Origin of the sequence: Agrococcus jejuensis (genome assembly GCF_007679035.1) — a bacterium.
Lineage (GTDB): Bacteria > Actinomycetota > Actinomycetes > Actinomycetales > Microbacteriaceae > Agrococcus > Agrococcus jejuensis_A.
Map to the genome: position 1 here is coordinate 155,818 of NZ_VEFR01000001.1, position 25,841 is coordinate 181,658.

General features: G+C 73.0%; 21 protein-coding genes. 16 read left to right on the forward strand and 5 right to left on the reverse strand.

Annotated elements, in window-relative coordinates:
* Window positions 1–72 precede the first annotated feature (72 nt).
* The 7 genes from FS793_RS16495 (at window position 73) to FS793_RS00725 (ending at window position 7,456) form a co-directional block, all read left to right on the forward strand.
* Window positions 73–996 carry an ABC transporter substrate-binding protein gene (locus FS793_RS16495; RefSeq protein ID WP_144717575.1) on the forward strand — a complete coding sequence of 308 codons (924 nt, stop codon included), beginning with the start codon at window positions 73–75 and terminating at the stop codon, window positions 994–996.
* 134 nt (window positions 997–1,130) lie between these two features.
* A complete protein-coding gene (locus FS793_RS00705) occupies window positions 1,131–2,540 on the forward strand; it encodes a cytochrome ubiquinol oxidase subunit I (protein WP_260979954.1) in 1,410 nt (469 codons plus the stop codon).
* Entirely contained in the window at window positions 2,540–3,574 is a 1,035-nt protein-coding gene (cydB, locus tag FS793_RS00710; RefSeq protein ID WP_144717579.1) for a cytochrome d ubiquinol oxidase subunit II, read from the forward strand. Before FS793_RS00705 ends, cydB begins: the two co-directional genes overlap by 1 nt.
* 97 nt (window positions 3,575–3,671) lie before the next feature.
* A complete protein-coding gene (locus tag FS793_RS16500) occupies window positions 3,672–4,661 on the forward strand; it encodes a siderophore ABC transporter substrate-binding protein (RefSeq protein WP_260979955.1) in 990 nt (329 codons plus the stop codon).
* A 56-nt stretch (window positions 4,662–4,717) separates the two neighbouring features.
* On the forward strand, window positions 4,718–5,662 hold the full coding sequence (locus FS793_RS16505) for an iron chelate uptake ABC transporter family permease subunit (RefSeq protein ID WP_260979956.1): 945 nt from the start codon (window positions 4,718–4,720) through the stop codon (window positions 5,660–5,662).
* On the forward strand, window positions 5,655–6,662 hold the full coding sequence (locus tag FS793_RS00720) for an iron chelate uptake ABC transporter family permease subunit (protein WP_260979957.1): 1,008 nt from the start codon (window positions 5,655–5,657) through the stop codon (window positions 6,660–6,662). Before FS793_RS16505 ends, FS793_RS00720 begins: the two co-directional genes overlap by 8 nt.
* Window positions 6,659–7,456, forward strand: a complete 798-nt coding sequence (locus FS793_RS00725) for an iron ABC transporter ATP-binding protein (protein WP_144717581.1) — start codon at window positions 6,659–6,661, stop codon at window positions 7,454–7,456. The genes FS793_RS00720 and FS793_RS00725 overlap by 4 nt, the downstream gene beginning before the upstream one ends.
* Here FS793_RS00725 and FS793_RS00730 read toward each other — a convergent pair.
* Window positions 7,446–9,545 (reverse strand): acyltransferase family protein, encoded by a 2,100-nt coding sequence (locus FS793_RS00730; RefSeq protein WP_186329260.1) that lies wholly within the window; start codon window positions 9,543–9,545, stop codon window positions 7,446–7,448. The genes FS793_RS00725 and FS793_RS00730 overlap by 11 nt on opposite strands.
* A 173-nt stretch (window positions 9,546–9,718) precedes the next feature.
* On the opposite strand from FS793_RS00730, the gene FS793_RS00735 reads away from it, so the two are divergent.
* Window positions 9,719–11,314, forward strand: coding sequence for an ABC transporter ATP-binding protein/permease (locus tag FS793_RS00735; RefSeq protein WP_186329261.1), 1,596 nt, complete (start codon window positions 9,719–9,721; stop codon window positions 11,312–11,314).
* A complete protein-coding gene (gene cydC / locus FS793_RS00740) occupies window positions 11,311–12,939 on the forward strand; it encodes a thiol reductant ABC exporter subunit CydC (protein WP_144717586.1) in 1,629 nt (542 codons plus the stop codon). Before FS793_RS00735 ends, cydC begins: the two co-directional genes overlap by 4 nt.
* A gap of 6 nt (window positions 12,940–12,945) precedes the next feature.
* On the opposite strand, the gene FS793_RS00745 is transcribed toward cydC, so the two are convergent.
* Both FS793_RS00745 and FS793_RS00750 read right to left on the reverse strand, forming a co-directional pair.
* A complete protein-coding gene (locus tag FS793_RS00745) occupies window positions 12,946–13,584 on the reverse strand; it encodes a DedA family protein (RefSeq protein ID WP_144719699.1) in 639 nt (212 codons plus the stop codon).
* Window positions 13,581–14,399 carry an aminotransferase class IV gene (locus FS793_RS00750; protein ID WP_186329262.1) on the reverse strand — a complete coding sequence of 273 codons (819 nt, stop codon included), beginning with the start codon at window positions 14,397–14,399 and terminating at the stop codon, window positions 13,581–13,583. Before FS793_RS00750 ends, FS793_RS00745 begins: the two co-directional genes overlap by 4 nt.
* A gap of 12 nt (window positions 14,400–14,411) precedes the next feature.
* On the opposite strand from FS793_RS00750, the gene FS793_RS00755 reads away from it, so the two are divergent.
* Complete coding sequence (locus tag FS793_RS00755) at window positions 14,412–15,746, forward strand: anthranilate synthase component I family protein (RefSeq protein ID WP_260979958.1); 1,335 nt, start codon at window positions 14,412–14,414, stop codon at window positions 15,744–15,746.
* Here FS793_RS00755 and FS793_RS00760 read toward each other — a convergent pair.
* On the reverse strand, window positions 15,722–16,192 hold the full coding sequence (locus tag FS793_RS00760; protein ID WP_186329263.1) for an SRPBCC domain-containing protein: 471 nt from the start codon (window positions 16,190–16,192) through the stop codon (window positions 15,722–15,724). The two genes, FS793_RS00755 and FS793_RS00760, sit on opposite strands and share 25 nt — an antisense overlap.
* Before the next feature lie 80 nt (window positions 16,193–16,272).
* Between FS793_RS00760 and leuS the strand changes: the two genes are divergently transcribed.
* The 5 genes from leuS to holA all read left to right on the forward strand — a co-directional run bounded on the left by leuS (window position 16,273) and on the right by holA (window position 23,393).
* Window positions 16,273–18,876 (forward strand): leucine--tRNA ligase, encoded by a 2,604-nt coding sequence (gene leuS, locus FS793_RS00765; protein WP_144717594.1) that lies wholly within the window; start codon window positions 16,273–16,275, stop codon window positions 18,874–18,876.
* Window positions 18,877–18,980: 104 nt separating this feature from the next.
* Complete coding sequence (locus tag FS793_RS00770; RefSeq protein ID WP_144717596.1) at window positions 18,981–19,538, forward strand: KH domain-containing protein; 558 nt, start codon at window positions 18,981–18,983, stop codon at window positions 19,536–19,538.
* Between the two features lie 109 nt (window positions 19,539–19,647).
* A complete protein-coding gene (locus tag FS793_RS00775) occupies window positions 19,648–20,199 on the forward strand; it encodes a ComEA family DNA-binding protein (protein WP_144717598.1) in 552 nt (183 codons plus the stop codon).
* A gap of 3 nt (window positions 20,200–20,202) precedes the next feature.
* Window positions 20,203–22,392, forward strand: coding sequence for a ComEC/Rec2 family competence protein (locus FS793_RS00780; protein WP_144717600.1), 2,190 nt, complete (start codon window positions 20,203–20,205; stop codon window positions 22,390–22,392).
* A gap of 35 nt (window positions 22,393–22,427) precedes the next feature.
* Window positions 22,428–23,393: a DNA polymerase III subunit delta gene (gene holA, locus FS793_RS00785; protein WP_144717602.1), complete on the forward strand. Its 966-nt coding sequence runs from the start codon at window positions 22,428–22,430 to the stop codon at window positions 23,391–23,393.
* Window positions 23,394–23,460: 67 nt separating this feature from the next.
* Here holA and rpsT read toward each other — a convergent pair whose 3' ends face one another.
* Window positions 23,461–23,721 (reverse strand): 30S ribosomal protein S20, encoded by a 261-nt coding sequence (gene rpsT, locus FS793_RS00790; RefSeq protein ID WP_144717604.1) that lies wholly within the window; start codon window positions 23,719–23,721, stop codon window positions 23,461–23,463.
* Between the two features lie 276 nt (window positions 23,722–23,997).
* Here rpsT and lepA point away from each other — a divergent pair, with 276 nt between their 5' ends.
* Window positions 23,998–25,839 (forward strand): translation elongation factor 4, encoded by a 1,842-nt coding sequence (gene lepA, locus FS793_RS00795; protein ID WP_260979960.1) that lies wholly within the window; start codon window positions 23,998–24,000, stop codon window positions 25,837–25,839.
* The last annotated feature ends 2 nt before the right edge of the window (window positions 25,840–25,841 follow it).

Below are 25,841 nucleotides of genomic sequence, written 5' to 3' on the forward strand. Positions count from 1 at the left end.
GGGAGTGGCGAGCGTGCGTTCGTCGGTGGCTCCTGGTTCCATGGAGTCCCCTTCACCCCCTGAGGAGCTCCCATGCAGCGTCCCCTTCGCGCCATCGCGGCCACGATCGTCGCGGGCGTCGCCCTCGCCGGCTGCGCCACGTCCGATCCCGCAGGCTCGGGCGGAGGCGAGGCTGCCGGCGACGGCGAGATCGTCATCGGCTCGAACGCCTTCCCCGAGGCCGAGATCCTCGCGTACCTCTACGGCGTCGCCCTCGAGGACGCCGGGCTCGACGTGAGCTACAACCTCTCGATCGGTGCACGGCAGCAGACGTTCCCCGCGCTCGAGGACGGCTCGATCACCCTCCAGCCCGAGTACACCGGCAACCTCCTGAACTACCTCGACGAGTCGAACGAGCTCACCGATCCCGAGGAGGTCGGCGACGCGCTCGACGACGCCCTCGAGGGCACGGGCCTCGTCGCGTACGACTACGCCGAGGCGCAGGACCAGGACGCCTACGTCGTCACCCGCGAGTACGCGGACGCCAACGGGCTCGAGTCCATCGCCGACCTGGAGGGCGTCCAGCCCTTCACCCTCGGCTCGAACCCGCAGTTCGCCGAGCTGCCGTACGGCATCCCCGGCCTCGAGCGCGCCTACGGCATCACCGACGTCGAGTTCGTGCAGTTCGAGGACTACGGCGGGCCCGCCACGGTGCAGGCGCTGCTCGATGGCACGGTCGACGTCGCCGACATCTACACGACGAGCCCCGCGATCACCGAGAACGACCTCGTCGTGCTCGACGACCCCGAGCAGATCATCGCGGCGCAGAACATCGTGCCCGTGCTGTCGGAGTCGATCGCGTCCGACCAGATCGAGGAGATCCTGAACGGGATCTCGGAGGAGCTCACGACCGAGGACCTCATCGCGCTGCGTACGCGCGTCGAGGGCGAGGAGACCGCGACGCCCGAGACGGCGGCGCGCGACTGGCTCGTCGAGCGGGGCCTCATCGAGGGCTGACCCTCTCCCACCTGCAGCGGGGGCTGTGCGTCGCATCGGCGGCGCACAGCCCCCGCTTCCGTGTCGCACAGGTGCGAGCCGTGTGCCATGGGGAGGATGATGGAGGGACATCCTGGCCATTGCAGAGGTGGACCTTGGCAGACGATCTGCTCGACCCCCTGTCGCTGGCGCGTTGGCAGTTCGCGCTCACGACGATCTACCACTTCCTCTTCGTGCCGATCACGCTCGGCACCGTGTGGCTCGTCGCCGCATTCCAGACGGTGTGGCTGAAGACCGGCAAGCTCGCGTGGCTTCGGCTGACGCACCTGTTCGGCAGGCTCTTCCTCATCAACTTCGCCATCGGCGTCGCGACGGGCATCGTGCAGGAGTTCCAGTTCGGCATGAACTGGTCGGACTACTCGCGCTTCGTCGGCGACGTGTTCGGCGCCCCGCTCGCGTTCGAGGGCCTCATCGCCTTCGCGTTCGAGGCGACCTTCATCGGGCTGTGGATCTTCGGCTGGGACAAGCTGCCGCCGAAGGTGCACCTCGCGTGCATCTACATGACGGGCATCGGCACCGCCGCATCGGCGTACTTCATCCTCGCCGCCAACGCGTTCATGCAGAACCCCGTCGGATTCGAGATGAACGACGAGCTGCAGCGTGCGCAGCTCACCGACATCGGCGCGGTGCTCACGAACCCCGTCGCCGTCGCGGCCTTCCCGCACACGATGTTCGGCGCGTTCATGGTCGCCGGCACGGTCGCGGTCGCCGTCGCGGCGTGGCACCTCAAGCGCGGCCAGCACGTCGACACCATGCGCAAGGCGCTGCGGGTGGGGCTCTGGACGACCCTCGTCGCGACGGGGCTCACGTTCGTCGCCGGCGACGCCGTCTCGCTCGCGATGGTCGAGGCGCAGCCGATGAAGATGGCCGCCGCCGAGGCCCTCTACGCGACGTCGACCGGCGCGGATGCGTCGTTCTCGGTCTTCTCGATCGGCACGCCCGACGGCTCCGACGAGATCTTCTCGTTCCGCATCCCGTACCTCCTCGCGCTGCTGTCGACGCACGATCCGAACGGCACGGTCGAGGGCATCAACGACCTGCAGGCCGAGTACGTCGCGGCGTTCGGCCCCGGGGACTACACCCCGACGATCTGGATCACGTACTGGTCGTTCCGCTGGATGATCGGCCTCGGCGCCGTGACGGGCCTCGTCGCGCTCGTCGGGCTGTGGATCACGCGCAAGGGCCGCGAGGTGCCGCGCTGGACGTGGAACGTCGCGATCTGGACGCTGCCGCTGCCGCTGCTGGCGATGATCGTCGGCTGGATCTTCACCGAGATGGGCAGGCAGCCCTGGCTCGTGTTCTCGCTGCTGCGCACCGAGGACGGCGTGAGCCCCGGCACGACGGCGGGCGAGGTGCTGCTGTCGCTCGTCGCCTTCACCGTCGTCTACGGCGTGCTGGGCGTCATCAACTTCACCCTCATGCGCAAGACCGCCCAGGCCGGGCCGCCCGAGGCGCCCGCGCTCGACGAGGACGGCCGCCCCGAGCAGCCGGTCACGGTGTACTGATGGACCTGCAGCTCGTCTGGTTCTGCATCGTCGGCGTGATGTTCGTCGCCTACTTCGTGCTCGACGGCTTCGACTTCGGCGTCGGCATGGCGATGCCCGTGCTGTCGAGGGACGACGTCGACCGCCGCCACATGATCAACACGATCGCGCCCGTCTGGGACCTCAACGAGACGTGGCTCATCATCGGCGGCGCCGCGCTCTTCGCGGCCTTCCCCGAGTGGTACGCGACGATGTTCTCGGGCTTCTACGTGCCGCTGCTGCTCATCCTGCTCGCGCTCATCGTGCGCGCCGTGTCGTTCGAGTGGCGGCACCAGCACGAGGACACCCGCTGGAAGCGGGCGTGGGACACGTGCATCGTCGTCGGGTCGGTGCTGCCGCCGCTGCTGTGGGGCGTCGCGTTCGCGAACCTCGCGCACGGCGTGGCGCTCGAGCCGCACCTCGGCGGCGCCCTCATGACCGACGGACTGCTGGGCGTGCTGCATCCGTACGCGCTGCTCGGCGGCCTCGCGCTCGTCGCGCTGTGCTTCGCGCACGGCACGGTGTTCACGGCGCTCAAGACCGACGGCGACCTGCAGCAGCGGGCGATCCGCCTGTCGCGGCTCGCGCTGCCCGCGGCGATCGTCGTCGGGGGAGCGTTCCTCGTGTGGACGGTCGTGCTCGTGCCCGCCGCCGGCGTCGTCGCGGCGGCCGCGGTCGCGGCGATCGCGCTCGTCGTCGCGCTGCTCGCGGCGCTGCGGACGCGCGAGGGCGTCGCGTTCGCGGCGACGGCAGTCGCCATCGCCGCCGCGGTCGCGACGATCCTGCTGTCGCTCGCGCTGCGCGATGGCGGCCCGTACGTCATGCCGGCGACGAACCCCGTCGGCGACTTCGTGGGCCTCACGATCCGCAACGCGTCGAGCTCCGAGTACACGCTGCAGGTCATGACGTGGGCGGCGGTCGCAGCGATGCCGCTCGTCGCGGCGTACCAGATCTGGACGTACTGGGTCTTCCGCAAGCGCGTGCTGCGGCAGACGATCGCGGCAGCGGCGCACTGAGCGTCGCGCTCCGACTTGCCACTTAGGCAAGGCTAACCTACGTTGGAGGGGCGCGCCGATGCGCATCTCCCTCCACACGAAGGCGGAACGCTCCACCATGTCCAGAACTCGCGCCACCACGACGATCGCCGCGCTCGCGGCGGTCGCTGCCATGACCCTCGCCGCATGCTCCTCGACCGAGGCGGCGCCGGAGGAGTCCGCCGACGCGGCACCTGCGACCGTGACGATCGAGGACAACCACGGCTCCGTCGAGGTGCCCGTGAACCCCGAGACGGTCGTCGCGCTCGACAACCACGTCTTCGAGACCCTGTCGTCGTGGGACATCCCGCTCGCCGCCGCGCCCAAGGGCGTCATGGGCGAGGGCCTGTGGCCCGAGTACATGGAGGAGTCGGTGCTCGACGTCGGCAACCACCGCGAGCCGAACCTCGAGATGATCGTCGCGGCGCAGCCCGACCTCATCATCGCCGGCTACCGCTTCTCGGAGTCGTACGACGACATCGTGGCGCAGAACCCCGACGCCGTCGTGATCGAGCTCGCGCCCCGCGAGGGCGAGGAGATCGGCTCCGAGCTCGTGCGCCTCACCGAGGCGCTCGGCCAGATCTTCGACCGCGAGGACGAGGCTGCGGAGATCGTCGCCGACTACGAGGACAGCCTCGCGGCGGCGAGCGGGGCCTACGACGGCTCCTCGACCGTCATGACGCTCATGGCGTCGGGCGGCGAGCTCTCGTACATCGCCCCCGTGAACGGCCGCTCGCTCGGCATGCTCTACCCGACGCTCGACCTCGTGCCGGCCATCGAGCAGGACGGCTCGACCGACCACATGGGCGACGACATCAACGTCGAGGCCATCGTCGCGGCGAACCCCGACTGGATCGTGCTCATGGACCGCGAGGGCGCCATGCAGTCGACCGCAGAGGGCTACGTGCCGCCCGCCGAGCTCGTCGAGGGCTCGGAGGCGCTGCAGAGCGTCACGGCCGTGCAGGAGGGCAACGTGATCTACACGAGCCCGTCGTTCTACCTCACCGAGGACATCCAGACGTACACGGCGACCTACCAGCAGCTCGCCGACGCGTTCGCAGGCGCCTGATCGACGCCGCCGAGGCGACGCGCCGCGTCGCGACGCCGGAGGCGCGCCCTGCGCGGGTGCGCCTCCGGCGCCTCGCGCTGCCCGGCGCGATCCTCGGCCTCCTCCTGCTCGTCGCCGCCTCGCTGGCCGTCGGCGTCTACGACGTGACGCAGGACGAGGTGGGTGCGGCGCTCGTCGGCATCACGCGCATCCCGCGCACGATCGCGCTGCTGCTGTCTGGCTGCGCCATGGCGGCCTGCGGACTCGTGATGCAGATGCTCACGCAGAATCGCTTCGTCGACGCCACGACCGCGGGCACCGCCGAGTGGGCCGCCCTCGGCCTGCTCGTGACCGTGCTGCTGTGGCCGGACTCGAGCCTCGCGATGCGCATCGTGACGGCATCCGCGACCGCGTTCCTCGGCACCCTCGTGTTCATGGCGGTGCTGCGCCGCGTCATGGACCGGTCGACGCTCGTCGTGCCGATCGTCGGCATCATGCTCGGCGCCGTCGTGAGCGCCGTCACCACCTTCCTCGCCGTGTCCACGAACGCGCTGCAGCTCATCTCCACGTGGTTCACGGGATCCTTCACGAGCGTCGTGCGCGGGCGGTACGAGGTGCTGTGGATCGTGCTCGCCGTGCTCGTCGTCGTGTTCGTCGTCGCCGACCGCCTCACGGCCGCCGGCCTCGGCAAGGACGTCGCGACGACGCTCGGCATCCGGTACGAGCACGTCATCCTGCTCGGAACGGCCCTCGTCGCCGTCGCGGCCGCCGTCACGACCGTCGTCGTCGGCTTCCTGCCGTTCCTGGGCATCATCGTGCCGAACCTCGTCTCGATGGTGCGCGGCGACGACCTGCGCGGCAACCTGCCGTGGGTGTGCGTCGTCGGCGCGGGCCTCGTCATCCTGTGCGACATCGTCGGCCGCACCATCGTCATGCCGTTCGAGGTGCCCGTCGCCCTCGTGCTCGGCGTCGTCGGCGCCGTCGCCTTCGTCACCCTGCTGCTGCGGACGAGTCGTGGCTGACCTCGCCATCGCAGCGCCGACGGCCATGCGCACGCGCCTCCGCCGACCGTGGGTGGCGCCCGTCGCCGTGGGCGGCGTCGCCGTCGTCGCCGCGATCGGCGTGCTCGCCTACGGCATCCCCGTGCCCGTCGGGCATCCGGGGTTCTGGATCATCGTGCAGAGCCGCGTCGGCGCCGTCGCCACGATCGCGCTCGTCGCGACGTGCCAGGCCGTCGCGACCGTGCTGTTCCACACCGCGACGGGCAACCGCATCCTCACACCCTCGGTGCTCGGCTTCGACGCCCTCTACACGCTCATGCAGACGGCGCTCGTGTACGTGCTCGGCACCGCGGCCACGCAGGTCGAGGGCGTCGGGAAGATCGTGGCGCAGAGCCTGCTGATGATCGTCTTCGCGACGCTGCTGTACGGCTGGCTGTTCTCGGGCAGGCGACGCAACCTCCACGTGCTGCTGCTCGTCGGCCTCGTGCTGGGCATCGGCTTCGGCTCGATCTCGACGTTCATGCAACGGCTGCTGACGCCCGGGCAGTTCGACGTGCTGTCGGCGAGGCTCATCGGGTCGATCGGCAACGGCAACCCCGACTACCTGCCGTGGGCGCTCGTCGTCGTCGCCGCCGCGTGCGCCGTCGTGTGGCGGCGGCGGCACGTGCTCGACGTCGTCGCGCTCGGTCACGACGCCGCGACGAGCCTCGGGCTGCGCTTCCGCCGCGAGATCGTGGCGCTGCTCGTGCTCGTCGCCGCCCTCGTCTCGATCTCGACGACCATGGTCGGCCCCATGACGTTCTTCGGCTTCCTCGTCGCGACCATGACGTACCAGCTCGTCGACTCGGATCGTCACGCGCGCGTGCTCCCGATGGCGGTGCTCGCCGGGATGGCGACGCTGCTGGGCGCGTACTTCGTGCTGCAGCACGTCTTCTACGCCGCCGGCCTCGTCTCGATCGTCATCGAGTTCGTCGGCGGCCTGCTGTTCCTCGCCGTCATCCTGAAGAAGGGCCTTCGATGATCACCCTCGACGCCGTCGAGAAGCAGTACGCGGGCACGCGCGCGCTCGGCCCCATCGACCTCGAGATCGCCGCGGGCGGCATCACGGCCCTCGTCGGACCGAACGGCGCCGGCAAGTCGACGATGCTCACGATCGTCGGCCGTCTCCTGCACGCCGACAGCGGGCGCGTGACCGTGGGCGATCTCGACGTCGTGACGACGAAGCCGCGCGAGCTCGCGAAGGTCGTGTCGATCCTCAAGCAGGAGAACCACTTCGTCGCGCGCCTCACGGTGCGGCAGCTCGTGGCCTTCGGACGGTTCCCGCATTCGCAGGGCAGGCTCGCGGCCGCCGACCACGAGGCGATCGACCAGGCGATCGCGTTCCTCGACCTCGACGGGCTGCAGGAGCGGTTCATCGACGAGCTCTCGGGCGGGCAGCGCCAGCGGGCGTTCGTGGCGATGGTGCTCGCGCAGGACACCGACTACGTGCTGCTCGACGAGCCGCTCGCGAGCCTCGACATGCGCCACGCAGCCGCCATGATGCGCCAGCTGCGCGAGGCGGCGGATGCGCTGGGCCGCACGATCGTCATCGTCATCCATGACGTCAACTTCGCATCCACGTACGCCGACCGCATCGTCGCGCTCGCCGACGGCGAGATCGTCGCGTCGGGCACGCCCGCCGAGATCATGCGCCCCGAGGTGCTCGAGCGCGTGTTCGGCACGCCCGTCGAGGTCATCGAGCACCGGGGCCAGCTGCTCGCGGCGTACTACCGCCCCGAGGACCTGCCGACCTCGCGTGGCGCCGTCAGCTCGTGAGGCTGCGGATCGTGTCGACCCAGAACGGCTGCAGCATGCGCGAGTAGGTGCCGGTGATGTGCGAGGCCGGCGTGTCCATGTAGACCACGACGTTGCCGACTGTGCCGTGGCATCCGGCGTCGTCGCACAACGGCACGGCGAGGTCGACGTACGGCACGTCGTGCTCGATGGCGTAGGGCGTGATCCGCTCGGGCAGCTCGTCGAGCGCCTCGTCGAGCGGGGTGACGCAGGAGGCTGCCGCGGCGGGATCGCCGCCCGACGCATCCACGCACGCGAACGCATCCGCCGAGTGCTGCGGCGGTCCCGCGACGAGCAGCAGCGGCACGCCGGCATCGCGCAGCAGGTCCCAGAACCCGTGCAGCTCGTCGTCGTCGTGCGTGGAGATGCGCGCGGACGTCGCGATCACGAGGTCGTAGTCGGCGGCGAGGAGACGCTCGACCATCTCCTCGCCGCCGGCGCACTGCCCCTCGAGGGGCGAGTCGCACAGGATGCCGAGGTAGGTCGTGAGGGTGCCGCCGAGCTGCTCGAGCGCATGCGACATCCCGGGGACGAGATGGGCGCCGTGCGAGTCGCCGACGAGCGCGACCTCGATCGTGGGGTCGGTCGCGGTGCCGTACGGGCAGATGTACGGGCCCGTGCCGTTCAGGTCGAAGCAGTCGTACATGCCCGCGAAGTCGCTGCTGCGTGCCCCGACGGTGGGCACGAGCGGCTGGGAGGGATCCGGCGGCGCGACCGGCGTCGGGGACGGGCCGCTCGGCGCCGGCGCCGCCGACGGCAGCGGCGCGGAGGCGGCCTGCTCGAGCAGCGCCTCCGCGAGGGCGTCCGAGCGCTCCCGCTCGACCTGCACGGCGACGAGTCCCGAGCCCGCGAGCGCGAGCACGAGCACGCTGCCGACGGCCGCGACCGCGAAGCCGCGCCATGCGCGAGCGCGCCAGAACGCGCCGAATCGGATCGGGTCCTCGACGAGCCGCTTCGAGACGGCGGCGAGCGCGAGCGACGCGGCGGCGATGCCGACCTTCGCCGCATCCGTGAGCTCGCCGATGGCGCCGGGCAGCAGCACGATGAGGGGCCAGTGCCACAGGTAGACGCCGTACGAGACGTCGCCGAGCCAGACGAGCGGCCGCACGCGCGCGAGCCCGCCGGGCGCGAACCAGCGATCGACCGCGCCGCCGGCGAGCAGCAGCACCGTGCCGGCGACGGGCACGAGCGCGGCGACGCCGGGGTAGGGGGTCGCGCCGGTGATGACGAGGGCGCCGCCGACGACGAGCGCGAGGCCGACCCAGGCGCCTGCCGTGCGCAGCACGAGGCCGCGCCGCGAGGCGGGCGCGCGCCCGATGGCGTCGAACGCGAGCGCGAGCAGGCCGCCCGCGGCGAACTGCCACGCGCGCGTCGTCGTGGCGAAGTAGGCGAGCCCGGGCTCCGTCCAGGTCGCGACGAGCGCGTGGGCGAGCGAGGCGACGAGCACGACGGCGAGGGCGACGGCCACGACGCGCCGCACCGCGCGGGCGCGGTCGCCGCGGCGACGGCGCGCCGCCCTGCGCGTGCCGAGCCATGCCGCGGCGAGCACGATGAGCGGCCAGGCGAGGTAGAGCTGCTCCTCGGTGGAGAGCGACCAGAAGTGCTGCGTCGGCAGGGGAGCCTGCTCGGCGGCGAGGTAGTCGACGGCGTCGGAGGCGAGCAGCCAGTTCTCGACGTAGAGGGTCGACGCGACCACGTGGCGCAGGATGGCGTCGAGCTGCGACGGCGGCGCGAGGAACCACGCGCCGACCGCCGTCGCCGCGAGCACCGCGAAGGCGAGGGGCAGCAGGCGACGGGCACGCGTCGCCCAGAAGCGCGCGAGGCGGACGCGACCGGTCGACTCGGCCTCGCGCAGCAGGTGCGCCGTGATGAGCGTGCCCGAGATGACGAAGAAGACGTCGACGCCGATGAAGCCGCCTGGCAGCGCCGTGGGCCACAGGTGGTAGACGAGCACGAGCGCGACGGCGATGGCGCGCAGCACCTGGATGTCCAGTCGCGGCGCGCGTGCGTCGAGCGCGCCGCTCGCGGCCGGGGCCGTGCGCGGCGCGGTCACGGGTCGCCGCTCGGCCATGCGCCGATGGTAGGCAGAGGGTTCCTGGGAAGACGCCCGACACGATGTCTCGATGCCGTCGGCGCCGCGCGCGATGCGCGATGCGACCGCCTCGCCGCCCGATGCGCGCCGGTAGCATGGAGCGGACCGCGCGCCACGTCGCCATCGGCGCGCAGGCAGGGGATGGAGAGCACGTGAGGCCGCTCGATCCCCGCCTCCTCCGAGCGGCGTCGGCGGCCAGGACGCTGCTCGCCGGCACGGGCGCCATCGCCCTCGTGCAGGCCGTCGCGATCGTGGCCTTCGCATGGTCGGCGGGGCTCGCCATCGCCATCGCGATCGGCGGCGCGGAGGGCGAGCTGTGGCAGCCGCTCGCGATCGCCGCGGGGTCCATCGTCGCGCGCGGCGTGCTCGGGTGGCTGGATCAGGCCGTGGCGACGCGCGGCTCCGTGCGGGTGCGATCGCAGCTGCGGTCGCGGGCCCTGGCACGCATCGGCGAGGTCGGCGTGGTGGATCCGGTCGTCGCGGCGACGGGCCTCGGCCGCGGCCTCGACGCGCTCGACGGCTACCTCGCGGGCTTCGTGCCGCAGCTCGCCCGCACGGTCGTCGCGGTGCCGATCGTGCTCGTCGCCCTGGTCGTGCAGGATCCCTTCTCGGGCATCGCCGCGGCGGCGTGCCTGCCGCTCATCCCCGTCTTCATGGTGCTCATCGGCCTCGCGACGCAGCGCGTGCAGCGCGCGCAGTGGCGCGAGACGGAGCGCCTCGCGGCCGCGACGCTCGACACGCTCGAGGGGCTCGCCACGCTCAAGCTCTTCCGTCGCGACCGCCGAGCCCGCGCGCTCGTCGAGGCCCGCAGCGCCGAGCACGGCACCCGCACGATGTCGGTGCTGCGCATCTCGTTCCTGTCGAGCCTCGTGCTCGAGCTCGCCGGATCCATCGCCATCGCGATCGTCGCGGTGTCGGTGGGCGTGCGGCTGCTCGAGGGCGACATCCCGCTCGCCGTCGCGTTCAGCGTGCTGATCCTCGTGCCCGACGCCTTCCTGCCCGTGCGCCTCGTGGGCACGGCGTTCCATGCATCGACCGAGGGCGTGGAGGCCACGTCGCGCGTGCTCGACCTGCTCGAGCGCGAGCCGGCGGAGGCGCCGACGGTCGCGGCTGCGCGAGCGGACGCAGGCCTGGCGCTGACGGGCCTGCGAGCGCGCCACGGCGGCGGCGCCGTGACGGCGACGCTGCAGCGCGGCACGCTCGCGTGCCTGCACGGACCCTCGGGCGTGGGCAAGTCCAGCGTGCTCGCCGCGCTGCTCGGGCTCGTCGACGCGCATGGCGCTGCGAGCCTCGACGGGCGCGCCGTCGCACGCGCCGATCTCGCGTGGGCGCCGCAGCGCTCGGCCGACGCGCTCGTGTCGGGCACGGTGCGCTCGAACGTCGCGCTCGGCGGCGACGACCAGCGCGTCGACGAGGCGATGGCCCTCGCGGGCGTCGACCTCGACCCCGACCTGCCCGTCGACCCGGCGACGGGCGGCGTGCACGGCGCCTCGGGCGGCCAGGTGCAGCGCGTCGTGCTGGCCCGCGCCATCCGCAGGCACCTCGACGGCGCACCGGTGCTGCTCGTCGACGAGCCGACCTCGGCGCTCGACGCCGAGCACGAGCGGCACGTCATCGCGAGCCTGCGCGCGCTGGCCGACGCCGGGGCCGTCGTCGTCGTCGCGAGCCATCGCGGCGCCGTGGTGGCCGCTGCCGACGTCGTCGTCGAGCCCGTGCCCGTCGACGCGACGGCGGAGGTGTCGGCGTGAGGCCCGTCCGCGAGTGGAGCGTGCGCAGCGCGCGCGGCTTCGGCTACGCGGTCGCGGCCGCGACGGGGCTCGCGTCGATCGCGCTCATGGCGACGGCGGGCTGGCTGCTCGCGTCGGCGTGGGAGCAGCCGTCGATCCTGCACCTGCAGATCGCGATCGTGGGCGTGCGCGCCTTCGCGATCGGTCGTGCAGCGCTGCGGTACCTCGAGCGGCTCGTGTCGCACGACGCCGCCTTCCGCGACCTCACCCGCGAGCGCGTCGCCCTCTTCGATCGCCTGCGCCCCGTGCTGCCCGTCGGCGTCGGCGCGCGGTCGTCGCAGCTGCTCGCGCGCGTCGTCGCCGACGTCGACCGCCTGCAGGATCGACCGCTGCGCGCCGTCGGCCCGCTCGTCACCGCCGGCGTGTGCGCCGTCGTGACGGTCGCGGTCGTCGCCACGATCGACCTGGCTGCCGCGGGCGCGCTGCTCGTGGCGCTCGTCGCGAGCGGGGCGCTGGCGACGTGGCTCGCCGTGCGCGTCGCCGCCCGCGCGGAGCAGGAGGTCGCGCCGCTCGCCGCCGAGCTCGACGCCGCGCTGCTCGAGGCGATGCGCGCCCGCGACCTGCTCGTGGCGTTCGACGCCTGGGAGGCCGAGGCTGCGCGCATCCTCGCCCTCGAGCGCAGGCTGGGGGAGCGCAGCCGCCGCCTGGCGATCGCCGCCGGCGCCGGCTCCGCCGTCATCGTGGCCGCGGGCGGGCTCGCGGTCGTCGCGGCGGTCGCCCTGCTCGACGGATCGGCGATCGCCGACGGCGGGTGGCTCGCGCCCGGCCTCGTGGCGCTCGTCGCGCTCGTGCCGCTCGCGCTCTTCGAGGTGTGGGGTGCGGTGCCCGCCGCCGCGCTCGTGCTGCGCGAGTCGCGCATCCGCCGCGCGCGCGTCGACGCAGCGGTCGCCGACGCGACCGTGCCCGCCGAGCTCGGCGACGCGACGCCGCCCTCGGGCGCGCTGCGGCTCGCGGGCGTCACGGCGTCGTGGCCGGGCGCCGAGGCCGCGTTCGCACCGGTCGACCTCGTCGCCGAGCCGGGCGACGTCGTCGCGATCCGTGGCGCCTCGGGCGTCGGCAAGTCGACGCTCGCGGCCGCGCTCGTGCGCTTCCTCGACCACGAGGGCACCGCGACGGTCGGCGGCGTCGACCTGCGCACGCTGCATCCGGATGCCGTGCGCACGTCGATCGTGCTCGTGGAGCAGCTGCCGCACCTGCTCGACACGAGCGTGCGCGAGAACCTGCGGTTCGCGCGCGAGGGCGCGACCGACGACGACCTCTGGGCCGTGCTCGACGAGGTCGGGCTCGCCGACTGGGCGCGCGGCCGCGACGGGCTCGACACGATGCCTGGCGACCGCGCCGCGCTCGTGTCGGGCGGGCAGGCGCAGCGCCTCGCGCTCGCCCGCGCGCTGCTCGCGGCACCGCCGATCCTCGTGCTCGACGAGCCCACCGCCAACGTCGACGACGAGGTGGCGCTGCCGCTCGTGCGGCACATGCTCGAGGCGGCCCGCGCATCCGGCCGCATCGTGCTCGTCACGAGCCACACGTCGCTGCCGGCCGACCTCGTGACCCGCACGGTCGAGCTGCAGCCGGCCGTCGGCGCCTGACGCGCGTCAGTCCATGTGCTGCGCCTCGCGGCGCACGAGCCAGCGCTTCGCGAGCCAGACGACGGCGAGGAAGGCCGCGATGATGGCGACGAAGACGTACCCGGCACCGTGCAGGCTCTCCGACAGCTCGCGGAACGACCCGGCGGCGAGCCAGCCGACGCTGCCGTACGCGAGCGCCCACAGGACGCACGCCGGCACGGTCCAGGCGATGAAGCGCCGGTAGCGCATGCCGCTGGCACCGACGACGAGCGGCACGAGCGAGTGGGCGACGGGCAGGAAGCGCGACAGGAAGATCGCCGGGCCGCCTCGGCGCTGCAGGTAGCGCTCGATGCGCGCCCAGCGCTCCGCAGCGCGCGGCCAGCGGCGGCCGAGCCAGCCGTCGATGCGCGGCCCGAGCCAGCGCCCGATGGCGAAGCCGAACGACTCGCCCAGCAGCGCGCCCGCGATGCACGCGGCGACGAGCGCCGCCCACTGCCCCACGTCCTCGATGCCCGTCGCGGCGACGAGCACGACGGTGTCGCCGGGCACGAGGAGGCCGAGCAGCACGCTCGTCTCGAGCATGATCGCGACGCCGGCGATGAGCGTGCGCAACCAGGGCTCCACCGACTGCACGACGTCGAGGAAGCCGGTGATCCAGGCGTTCAGGTCCACGGCCGCCGCAACCGCTCGAGCGCCGCATGCCACGCATCGGCGCGCTCGGGCGACGCGAGCTCGTGATGCGTGCCGTCGGGCTCGGCCCACGCCGTGACGCCGCGGATGCCGTGCAGCGCGTTGACGATCCAGACCTCGGCGCCGGCGAGGGATGCGGGCGTCGCCCGCCGCTCGAGCACCCGCACGCCGCGCGCTGCGGCGAGGGCGAGCACCTGGCGCGCCGTGACGGAGTCGACGCGCGGCAGGTCGCCGCTCGGCACGTGCAGCACGTCGTCGCGCCACCACACGACGGCGCTCGTCGCACCGTCGACGATCGCGTCGCCGACGACGATCGCCGCCTCGTCCGCGCCCTCCGCGCGTGCGTCCTCGCGCAGCGCGGCGAGCGCCGTGAGGTCGGGGCCCTTCACGCCGGGCGTCGACCGCGGGTCGGCCTCGGCGGTGCGCACGCGTGCTCGGCGGACGCGCGTCGGGGCGGGGCGCACGTGCAGCACGGGCCCGTCGGCGTCGTCGGCGTGCGGCCAGTCGAGGCGCGGGAACCACGCGCCCGATCGCGGCACGGCATCCGGCGCCGCGGCGGCAGCGCGCGCGGCGACGTCGGGGTCGCCGCCCTGCCGCTCGACCGAGGCGACGAAGCGCTCGACGTGCATGGCCCAGCCGACCGCGCCGCCGTCGACGACGAGCAGCGAGTCGGCGACGAGCGGGTCGCGCGTCGGCGTCGCGACGTGCGCGAAGCGCGTGCCGTCGAAGCCGACGGATCGTGCGGCCGAGGCCGTCGTCGCCGTCACCCCGCTCGCCGCCGCCCCGCTCATAGGATGCAGGGTATGGCACCAGCCCATGGGCTCCTCATGCCCTGGCTCGGCGCAGCGTCGTGGCAGGACATCCCGTACGTCGACCCCGCGGGGCTGGCGACGGCGCTCTGGGACGCGGGCGACGGCACGCGCGACGTCGTCTGGCTCGACTCCGCGTCGGGTGGCCGGCACGTGCTCGGCGTCGGCGACGCGACGCTCGTCGTGCGCGAGGGGGCCGCGACGCGCGACGGCGAGCCCGTGGCGGGCGACGCGCTCGACGCGCTCGAGGCTGCGACCGCCGACGGCGGCGCGTGGGTCGGCTGGCTCGGCTACGAGGCCGGCGTGCGACTGCTGGGGCTGGCACCCGCGCCCTCGCCGCATCCCGACGCCGCCTGGATGCGCCTGTCGACGTGGATCGTCATCGACGACGACACGCGCACGGCGCAGCTGCAGTCGCGTCGTGCGACACCCGAGCCGCTGCCCGCGGCCGTGCTGCCTCCCTGGTACGCCGACGCCCCGCCCGCGACCGTGCGCTGGCGCGACGAGCCCGAGGCGTACCTCGCCGCCATCGCCGCCTGCCAGCGCGCGATCCGCGAGGGCGACTCGTACCTGCTGTGCCTCACCACGGCGGTCGAGACCGGCCCGATCGACCCCCTCGCCACCTACCTGCGACTGCGCGCCACGGCTCGGGCGCATCACGGTGGCCTGCTGCGCATCGCCGGCACGACCCTCGCCTCCGCGAGCCCCGAGCGCTTCCTGCGCCTCGAGGACGGCCGCGTGCAGACGAGCCCCATCAAGGGCACGAGGAGGCGGGGGACCGGCGCCGACGACGCCGCGCTCGCCGAGGAGCTGCGCACGAGCGAGAAGGAGCGCGCCGAGAACGTCATGATCGTCGACCTCTGCCGCAACGACCTGCAGCGGGTGTGCGAGCCGGGCAGCGTCGCCGTGACGAGCCTCCTCGCCGTCGAGACCTACCCGACGGTGCATCAGCTCGTCTCGACGATCGCCGGCACCGTGCGCGAGGGCGTCGGCCCCGTCGACGTGCTGCGCGCCACCTTCCCGGCGGGCTCGATGACGGGCGCGCCGAAGCGCCGCACCGTCGAGCTGCTGCAGGCGCTCGAGACGGGGCCGCGCGGCGTGTACGCCGGCTGCTTCGGCGCGATCACGGCCGACGCGTGCGACGTCGCCATGGTCATCCGCTCGATCGTCGCCGACGCGCATGGCGCGACGATCGGCATCGGAGGCGGCATCACGGCGCTCTCGGTGCCCGAGGAGGAGGTCGACGAGGTCGCGCTCAAGGCAGAGGCGCTCGTGCGCGCCCTCGTGCCGCTCGGCGGCAGCGGTCAGGCGGCGCGCGACTCCGCGTAGGCGACGAGCTCGTCGAGCTCGACGGTCCAGCCCTGCGCCAGCGCGCGGAGGGATGCGCGCACCTGCGACTGCGATCCGCCCAGCTGGAAGCCGCGCTCCTCGAAGTGCACGAGCGTGCCGCCCTCGGTGGGCTTGATCGCGAACGTCACCTGCGTGGCGTTCTGGTCGACGAAGCCCTCGGACCACTCGAACGACAGGCGCTCGGCAGGCACGACGTCGAGCACGCGTGCGGCGAGCACGACCTCGCCCGTCCACGCGAAGCGTCCCTGCGCTCCGGCGACGAGGCCCTCGGGGAAGGCGGCGATGTCGCCGAGCCACCGCGCGAGATGCTCGGGCTCCGTGATGCAGGTCCAGACCGCATCCGGGGTCGCGTCGACCGTGACGATCCTCGTGACGCGATGGTCATGGAGGTCGATCGTCGCAGGCGGATTGTCGAACCCGGGCACCACGCTCCCTTCCGAGGGATCAGTCTGCCACCGGTCGGCGCTCGACGCACGGCAGCCTCCGCCGCGGGTCGTAGGATCGGATGCGGTGCTCGCGCGCGTCCTACGCGTGCGTCCGCACGTGCAGGAGACCCAGGAGACGACCGGTGAGCGAAGAGTACGACGTCCACGCCATGCAGGAGCGGTGGCTGCAGGAGTGGGATCGACTTCGCCCGTTCGCGACCGACGACGACGGCGACACGCGCCCCCGCAAGTACGTGCTCGACATGTTCCCGTACCCCTCGGGCGACCTGCACATGGGTCACGCCGAGTCGTACGCGTACGGCGACGTGCTCGCGCGCTACTGGCGCCAGCAGGGCTTCAACGTGCTGCATCCCATCGGCTGGGACTCCTTCGGCCTGCCCGCCGAGAACGCGGCCATCCGCCGCGGCGTGGATCCGGCTGGCTGGACCAACGAGAACATCGAGCAGCACAAGCGCTCGATGCGCCGCTACGCCACGGCGTTCGACTGGGACCGCATCCTGCACACGTCGGACCCCGGCTACTACAAGTGGAACCAGTGGCTGTTCCTCGAGCTGTTCAAGGCCGGCCTGGCGTACCGCAAGCCCGCGAACGTCAACTGGTGCCCCAACGACCAGACGGTGCTGGCGAACGAGCAGGTCATCGACGGCCACTGCGAGCGCTGCGACGCGCTCGTCGAGAAGAAGCAGCTGACGCAGTGGTTCTTCAAGATCACCGACTACGCCGACCGCCTGCTCGACGACCTCAACCAGCTCGAGGGTCGCTGGCCCGAGAAGGTGCTGCGCATGCAGCGCAACTGGATCGGCCGCTCCGAGGGCGCCGACGTCGACTTCGCGATCGAGGGCCGCGACGAGCCCGTGCGCGTCTTCACGACGCGCCCCGACACCCTGTTCGGCGTGACCTTCATGGTCGTCGCGCCCGACTCCGACCTGGCCTCCGAGCTCGTCGCGGGCGCCGACGAGGCGACGCAGGCGGCCTTCGCCGAGTACCTGCAGCGCACGCAGCGCATGACCGACATCGACCGCCAGTCGACCGAGCGCGAGAAGACCGGCGTGCCCCTCGGGCGCGACGCGATCCACCCGTTCACGGGCGAGCGCCTCGCGATCTGGGCCGCCGACTACGTGCTGGCCGACTACGGCCACGGCGCCGTGATGGCCGTGCCCGCGCACGACCAGCGCGACCTCGACTTCGCGCGCGCCTTCGACCTGCCGGTCAAGGTGGTGCTCGACACGAACGCGCCCGTCACGGGCGTCATGCCCATGATCCCCATCGACGACGACGGCAACGCCATCGAGCCCGAGTCGTACGAGCCCGTCGACCCCGCCGTCACGGGCGAGGCGCTCACGGGCTCCGGCCGCATGATCCAGTCGGGACCGCTCGACGGGCTGTCGAAGCAGAACGCCATCGCCCGCGCCATCGCGATGCTCGAGGAGCGCGGCATCGGCGGCGCCGCCAAGACGTACCGACTGCGCGACTGGCTCATCTCGCGCCAGCGCTACTGGGGCACGCCCATCCCGATCGTGCACACCGCCGACGGCGAGATGGTGCCCGTGCCGCTCGAGCAGCTGCCCGTGACGCTGCCGGATGCCTCGGGCCTCGATCTCAAGCCCAAGGGCTCGAGCCCGCTGGGCGCGGCGACGGAGTGGATGCAGGTGCCGTCGCCGATCGACGGCAGCCCCGCGCAGCGCGACCCCGACACGATGGACACGTTCGTCGACTCGTCGTGGTACTACCTGCGCTTCCTGTCGCCGAACGACGACACGAAGGCGTTCGACCCGAAGCAGGCCGAGCGCTGGGCACCCGTCGACCGCTACGTCGGCGGCGTCGAGCACGCCATCCTGCACCTGCTCTACGCGCGCTTCATCACGAAGGTGCTGTTCGACCTGGGCCACGTGTCGTTCACCGAGCCGTTCGAGTCGCTGCTGAACCAGGGCATGGTCATCCTCGACGGCGCGAAGATGTCGAAGTCGAAGGGCAACCTCGTGACGCTGTCCGAGGAGCTCGACCGCTTCGGCGTCGACGCCATCCGCGTCACGATGTCGTTCGCCGGCCCGCCCGAGGACGACATCGACTGGAAGGACGTCAGCCCCGCCGGTGCGCAGAAGTTCCTGGCGCGCGCGTGGCGACTGTCGGGCGAGGTCAAGGCGCCCAAGGGCGCGGATGCGAAGGGCGGCGACGCCGCGCTGCGCCGCGAGACGCACAGGTTCTGGCGCGACGCCCCCGGGCTCATCGAGGCGCTGAAGTTCAACGTCGTCGTCGCGCGCCTCATGGAGCTGACGAACGCTGCCCGCAAGGCCGTCGACGGCGCTGCCGGCGCGGCGGACCCCGCCGTGCGCGAGGCCGTCGAGGCCATCGCGCTCGGCCTGTCGCTCTACGCGCCGTACACGGCCGAGGACATGTGGGCCAGGCTCGGCCACGAGCCGTCGATCGCGAACGCCGGCTGGCGCAAGCCCGACGCGACGCTGCTCGTGGAGCAGTCGACGACCGCGATCGTGCAGGTCAACGGCAAGGTGCGCGACCGCGTCGAGGTCCCGGCCTCGATCGGCGCCGACGAGCTCGAGGCGCTCGCGCGCGAGCTGCCCGGCGTCGTGCGCTCGGTCGGCGACGGCCAGATCGTGAAGGCGATCGTGCGTGCGCCCCAGCTCGTGAACCTCGTGGTGCGCTGACCGCCTGACCCGCTGAGCTTGCGTTCTGCAGGCGATTCCGGGTCCTGAGGGAGCATTCCCCTCAGCACCCGGAATCGCCTGCGAGACGGAATCGGAGGAGCGCCATGGACGTGCCCGTCATCGCCATCGCGCTCGGCGCGCTGCTGCTCGTCGTCGTCGCGGGGCTGCTGCTGCGCGGGCTGCGTCGGCGCCCGTCCCGCGCTCGGGAGCGCGTCGTCGCGCTGCCGTCGACGACGCCCGTGCGGCTCACGACGCATGCGCGCGAGCGGATGGCGCAGCGCGGCGTGCTCGAGCGCGACGTCGCGCTGGTGGCGCGAGCACCGCATCGTGCGACGCCGGATGCCGAGGAGGGCAGCGTGGCGCTTGAGCGCGACCTCGACGGCGACGTGCTCAAGGTCTGGGTCGTCGCGCCCTGGCCGCCGGCCGCGGAGGTCGTCGTGAAGTCGACGGCGTGGCAGCGCGTCGCGCTCGGTCGCATCCCGCGCGACGCGATCGGCGCCGTCGTCGGGCAGGGCGGCGCGACGATCCAGGCGCTCGAGCGCTCGACGGGCGCACGCATCGCCATCGACCGCGCGACGGGCGAGGTGCGCGCGACGGCGTCCGACCGACGCACGGCCGAGGATGCGCTGCGCCAGGTGGAGGCCGTCGCGCGCTGCGCCTGACCGCCGTGCCCGGGGTCGCGCGCTCGTCGCTCCCTCACAGGCAGGCCGCATCCACAGGTCCCCGACGTGACGACGGGCTCGGCGTCTCGCGCCCCTAGCGTCGCTCGGCATGGAGCAGTCCCTGCGGTGGCGCATCGGCGTGGGCGCGGCCGCGGTGCTCGTCGGTGGCGCGGTCGTGGGCGCCGTCGTGACGCAGGCGGCCGTGCCGCAGGTCGCGCCGGCGGTCGTCGAGGAGCAGGCGGGTGCGTCGGCCGCGACGATCCTCGTCGACGTGCAGGGCGCCGTGGCGCGGCCCGGCGTCTACGCGCTGGCCGACGGCGCACGGGTGGTCGACGCCATCGCTCGCGCGGGCGGCGCGACGGCAGAGGCGGACTCGTCGGCGCTCAACCTGGCGCAGCCGCTCACCGACGGGTCGCAGGTGCGCGTGCCGGTCGTGGGGGAGGCGCCGCCCGGCGCGATCGATGCGAGCGGCCTCGTGGACGTGAACCAGGCGACGGTCGACGAGCTCGACACCCTGCCGCGCATCGGCCCGACGCTCGCGAGCGCGATCGTCGCGTACCGCGAGGAGCAGGGCCCCTTCGCGTCGATCGACGACCTCGACGCCGTCTCGGGCATCGGGCCCGCGATGCTCGCAGCGCTCGAGCCGCTCGTGTCGTTCTGACGCATGCGGCTCGTCGCGTCGACGGATGCGCGCCTCGTCGTGCCGGCGGGGATCGCGTGGGCGGCGATGGCGCTCGCTTGGGGCAGCGAGGTGCAGCGTCTCGTCGCGATCGCAGCCCTCGTCCTGGCCGTGGTGGGCGTGGTGCTCGCGCACCGCGTCGCGCGCATCCGCGCCGTCGCGACGCTCGTCGCCGTCGGCGCGGGGCTCGCGGGGCTGCTGCTGAGCGTGCCGACCCTCGAGCGCGACCTGTGGGCGTGCGAGGCGATGACGCTCGAGCTCGGCGGCCACGCCGCGCCGATGCCGGCTCGCATCGTCGAGGCGGCGTGCGGCGACGAGGTGGTGCGCGATGCCCGCGTCGTCGTGGTGGTGCTCGACGCGACGGGCGCCGACGTCGCGCTCGGCGACACCGTGACGGCGACGTGCGACGCGTGGCCGGGCGATGCGGGACCCGCGGATGCCTGGCGACTCGCGTGCGAGGACGTCGAACGCGTCGACCGCGCATGGTGGGCGGGATGGTCGGCCGACGTGCGCGACGGGCTGCGGCGGTCGACGGCGCACCTGCCCGGCGACGGCGGCGCGCTGCTGCCGGGCCTCGCGATCGGCGACACGTCGCTCGTGTCCCCGGCGCTCGACGCCGCGATGCTGCAGGCGGGCCTCACGCACCTCACGGCGGTGTCGGGGGCGAACTGTGCGATCGTCGTGGCGCTCGCACTCGGCTGCGCCATGGCGGCCGGGCTGCGGCGCTGGCTGCGCGTCGCGGTCGCGGGTGCTGCGCTCGCGGGCTTCGTCGTGCTCGTCGGCCCCGAGCCGAGCGTGGTGCGCGCGTCGATCATGGCGGGGCTCGCGCTCGTCGCGCTGCACCGCGGCGTGCGCCGGGTGGGCATCGCCCTGCTCGCCCTCGCGGTGCTCGTGGCGCTCGCCGTCGACCCGACGCTCGCGCGGTCGGCGGGCTTCGCGCTGTCGGTGCTCGCGACGGCGGGGCTGCTCGTGCACGCGCAGCCGCTCGCGGAGGCGCTCGTGCGGTGGATGCCGATGCCGGTCGCGGCGGCGATCGGCGTGCCGCTCGCGGCGCAGCTGTGGTGCCTGCCGGTGCTCGTCGTGCTCGACCCGCGCATCGCGCTCGTCGCCGTGCCCGTCAACGTGCTCGCGGCGCCGGCCGCACCCGTCGCGACGGTGCTGGGGCTCGTCGTGTGCGCCGTCGCCGTCGTCGCGCCCGCGCTCGCCGCCGCCGTCGCGTGGATCGCGTGGCTGCCCTCGGCGTGGATCGCGGGGCTCGCGCACGCGTCGACGCTGCTGCCGGCCGGGCCGCCGTGGCCGGCCGGATGGGCCGGCGTCGTGCTCGCAGTCGCCGTCGTGGCCGCGGTCGGCGCCGGTATCGCCGCGCGTCGCATCGGCCGAGGCGCGATCGCCGCCGTGTGCGTCGTCCTGCTCGCGACGGGCACCGTGCAGGTGCCGACGCTCGTCGCGCGGGCGACGCTGCCCGACTGGACCATCGCGCAGTGCGACGTCGGGCAGGGCGCGGCGACGGTGCTGCGCCTCGGCGACGCCACGGTGCTCGTCGACACGGGTCGGGAGCCGGAGCCCGTCGCCGCGTGCATCGACCTGCTCGGCATCGACCGGCTCGACGTCGTCGTGCTCACGCACTTCGACGCCGACCACGTCGGTGGCGTCGACGCGATCGCCGGCCGTGCCGACCTCGTCGTGCACGGGCCGCCCGACGACGACGCGCCATCGCTGCTCGACGACCTCGCCGCCCGCGGCGCGCGCCTGCACCTCGGCACGGCGGGGGAGTCGGTGCGCGTCGGCGACGGCGCCCTCGACCTGCTGCGGCCCGAGGATGCCGACGCGGAGCCCGGCAACGACGCCTCGATCGTCGTCGCCGCGACGGTCGGCGGCCAGCGGGTGCTCGTGCTCGGCGACCTGGGCGCGGAGGCCCAGCGCGCGCTCCTCGCCGACGGCGTGCCCGTCTCCGACGTCGTCGTGGTCGCGCATCACGGATCGCCCGACCAGCACCTGCCGCTCTACGACGCCATCGGCGCCGACGTCGCGCTCGTGCCCGTCGGCCCGAACGACTACGGCCATCCGGCACCCGACCTCATGGCCGAGCTCGAGCGCCGCGGCATGCTCGTGCTGCGCACCGACGAGCACGGCACGATCGCCCTCGACGGCGAGGTCGCCTGGACGCAGCGGTGACCGCCCGCGTCACCCGTCGGCCCTACGCTGGAGGCATGCCGAGGCAGATGACGTGGGACGCCGCAGCGCCAGCACCCGTCGTGCTCGTCTCGGGCAAGGAGGAGTACCTCGCGCAGCGCGCGACCCAGCGCATCCGCTCGATCCTCGCGCACGAGGATCCGTCGCTCGAGATCAGCGACATCGAGGCCGACCAGTACGTGCCCGGCACCCTCATCCAGCTCGCGAGCCCCTCGCTCTTCGGCGAGCCGCGCCTCATCCGCGTCTCGCGCGTGCAGGCCACGAGCGACGCCTTCCTCGAGGAGGCGCTCGCCTACGTCGCCGACCCCGTGCCCGACACGACGCTCGTGCTGCGCCACGACGGCTCGAGCGTGCGCGGCAAGCGCCTGCTGGATGCGGTGAGGAAGGCGCACGTCGAGGTGCCGTGCCTGCCGATCACGAAGGATGATGCGCGCATCGCCTTCGCGCGCGCCGAGATCCAGGCCCAGGGCCGCACCGTGACGCAGGGAGCGCTGCGCGCGCTCGCCGGCGCCTTCGCGAAGGACCTCGGCGAGCTCGCCTCCGCGTGCACGCAGCTCGTGCAGGACACGCAGGGCGAGATCACCGACGACACGGTGCGCGAGTACTACGCCGGGCACGTCGAGACGACGGCGTTCGACGTCGCCGACGCCGTCGTCGCCGGCGACGCCGCCGCGGCGCTCGTGCGTCTGCGCCACGCGATCGCGTCGGGCGCCGACCCCGTGCCCGTCGTCGCCGCCTTCGCCATGCGGTTCCGCCAGCTCGCGAAGGTGTCGACGAACCACGGCCCCGAGGGCCAGGCGGCGAAGGCGCTCGGCATGGCGCCGTGGCAGGTGCGCAACGCGCGCCGGGACCTGCAGCGCTACTCCGACGACCGGCTCGGCCGCGCGATCGCGCTCATCGCCGAGACCGACCACGCCGTCAAGGGCGCGCAGCGCAGCCCGATGCACGCGCTCGAGCGCATGGTGCGCATCCTCGCGTCCTAGCCGACGCGCGCACGAACGACGAAGGGCCCGTCCTCGCGGACGGGCCCTTCGCTCGATGCGTGCTCGATCAGAGCGCGGCGACCTGCTTGGCGAGCGACGACTTGCGGTTCGCAGCCTGGTTCTCGTGGATGACGCCCTTCGAGACGGCCTTGTCGAGCTTGCGCACGGCCTGCTTGAGCGCGGTCTCGGCGGCGGCCTTGTCGCCGGCCGTGATCGCGGACTTCGTGGCGCGCACGTGCGTGCGGAGCTCGCTCTTGACGGCGCGGTTGCGCTGCGTCGCCTTCTCGTTGGTGAGGATGCGCTTGATCTGCGACTTGATGTTCGCCATGGGTGATTCCTTCGGTCGTGATTGCCTGTGGGGCTGGCGGCCTCGCGAGTGTGGGACTCGGCTCGGCTCGTGGCCCCGGACACGCGATCGCGAAGAGGGCGCGACGCATGGAAGCCAACAGAGGACTTTACCAGGGTCGCGGATGCGACGCCAACGCGCTGGGCGGTGCGTCGCGGGCGCCATCGACCGGGATCGTGCCCCGTCGGCGCAGGCGGACGGGGCGTGCGGCGTGAGAGGATGGAGGGTCCGCCTCTCGAAGTGACCCTCAGGAGCACCGTGCCCCGCTCGTCCACCGCCCTCGAGCCCGCCTCGACCGCGCCCGAGCGCATCCGCAACTTCTGCATCATCGCGCACATCGACCACGGCAAGTCCACGCTCGCCGACCGCATGCTGCAGCTCACGGGCGTCGTCGACGCCCGTGCGATGCGTGCGCAGTACCTCGACCGCATGGACATCGAGCGCGAGCGCGGCATCACGATCAAGTCCCAGGCCGTGCGCATGCCGTGGGACGTCGACGGCACGACGTTCGCGCTCAACATGATCGACACCCCCGGCCACGTCGACTTCACGTACGAGGTCTCGCGCTCGCTCGCGGCGTGCGAGGGCGCGATCCTGCTCGTCGACGCGGCGCAGGGCATCGAGGCGCAGACGCTCGCGAACCTCTACCTCGCGATGTCGAACGACCTCGAGATCATCCCCGTGCTCAACAAGATCGACCTGCCGGCGGCCGACCCCGAGAAGTACGCGGCCGAGATCGCCGGCCTCATCGGCGGCGACCCGGCCGACGTGCTGCGCGTCTCCGGCAAGACGGGCGAGGGCGTCGAGGCGCTCCTCGACCGCGTCGTCGGCACGATCCCCGCACCCAAGGGCCAGGTCGACGCGCCCGCCCGCGCCATGATCTTCGACTCCGTCTACGACTCGTACCGCGGCGTCGTCACGTACGTCCGCATGGTCGACGGCACGCTGAGCCCTCGCGAGAAGATCCAGATGATGTCGACGGGCTCGACGCACGAGCTGCTCGAGATCGGCGTCTCGAGCCCCGAGCCCATCGCGTCGAAGGGCCTGTCGGTCGGCGAGGTCGGCTACCTCATCACGGGCGTGAAGGACGTGCGCCAGTCGAAGGTCGGCGACACGGTCACGACGTTCCGGAAGCCTGCTACCGAGGCGCTCCAGGGCTACGCCGACCCGAAGCCCATGGTGTTCTCGGGCCTGTACCCGATCGACGGCTCCGACTACCCCGACCTGCGCGAGGCGCTCGACAAGCTCAAGCTGTCGGATGCGGCGCTCGTGTACGAGCCCGAGACTTCGGTGGCGCTCGGCTTCGGCTTCCGCGTCGGCTTCCTCGGCCTCCTGCACCTCGAGATCATCTCCGAGCGACTCTCGCGCGAGTTCGGCCTCGACCTCATCGCGACGGCGCCGAGCGTCGTCTACGAGGTGCGCACGGAGTCGAAGGACGCGGTCATCGTCACGAACCCGTCGGAGTTCCCCGAGGGCAAGATCGACGGCGTCGTCGAGCCCGTCGTCAACGCGACGGTGCTCGCACCCAAGGACTACGTCGGCACGATCATGGACCTCTGCCAGACGCGCCGCGGCACGCTGCAGGGCATGGAGTACCTGTCGGAGGACCGCGTCGAGCTGCGCTACCGGCTGCCGCTGGGCGAGATCGTCTTCGACTTCTTCGACCAGCTGAAGTCCCGCACGCAGGGCTACGCCTCGCTCGACTACGAGGTCGACGGCACGCAGGAGGCCGACCTCGTGAAGGTCGACATCCTGCTGCAGGGCGAGCAGGTCGACGCGTTCAGCGCCATCGTGCACCGCGAGAAGGCCTACGCCTACGGCACCCTCATGGCCGGCAAGCTGCGCGAGCTCATCCCGCGTCAGCAGTTCGAGGTGCCGATCCAGGCCGCCATCGGCGCGCGCATCATCGCGCGCGAGACGATCCGCGCCATCCGCAAGGACGTGCTCGCCAAGTGCTACGGCGGCGACATCACCCGCAAGCGCAAGCTCCTCGAGAAGCAGAAGGAGGGCAAGAAGCGCATGAAGATGGTCGGTCGCGTCGAGGTCCCCCAGGAGGCGTTCATCGCCGCGCTCTCGACGGGCGAGCGCAAGGAGTCGTAGCG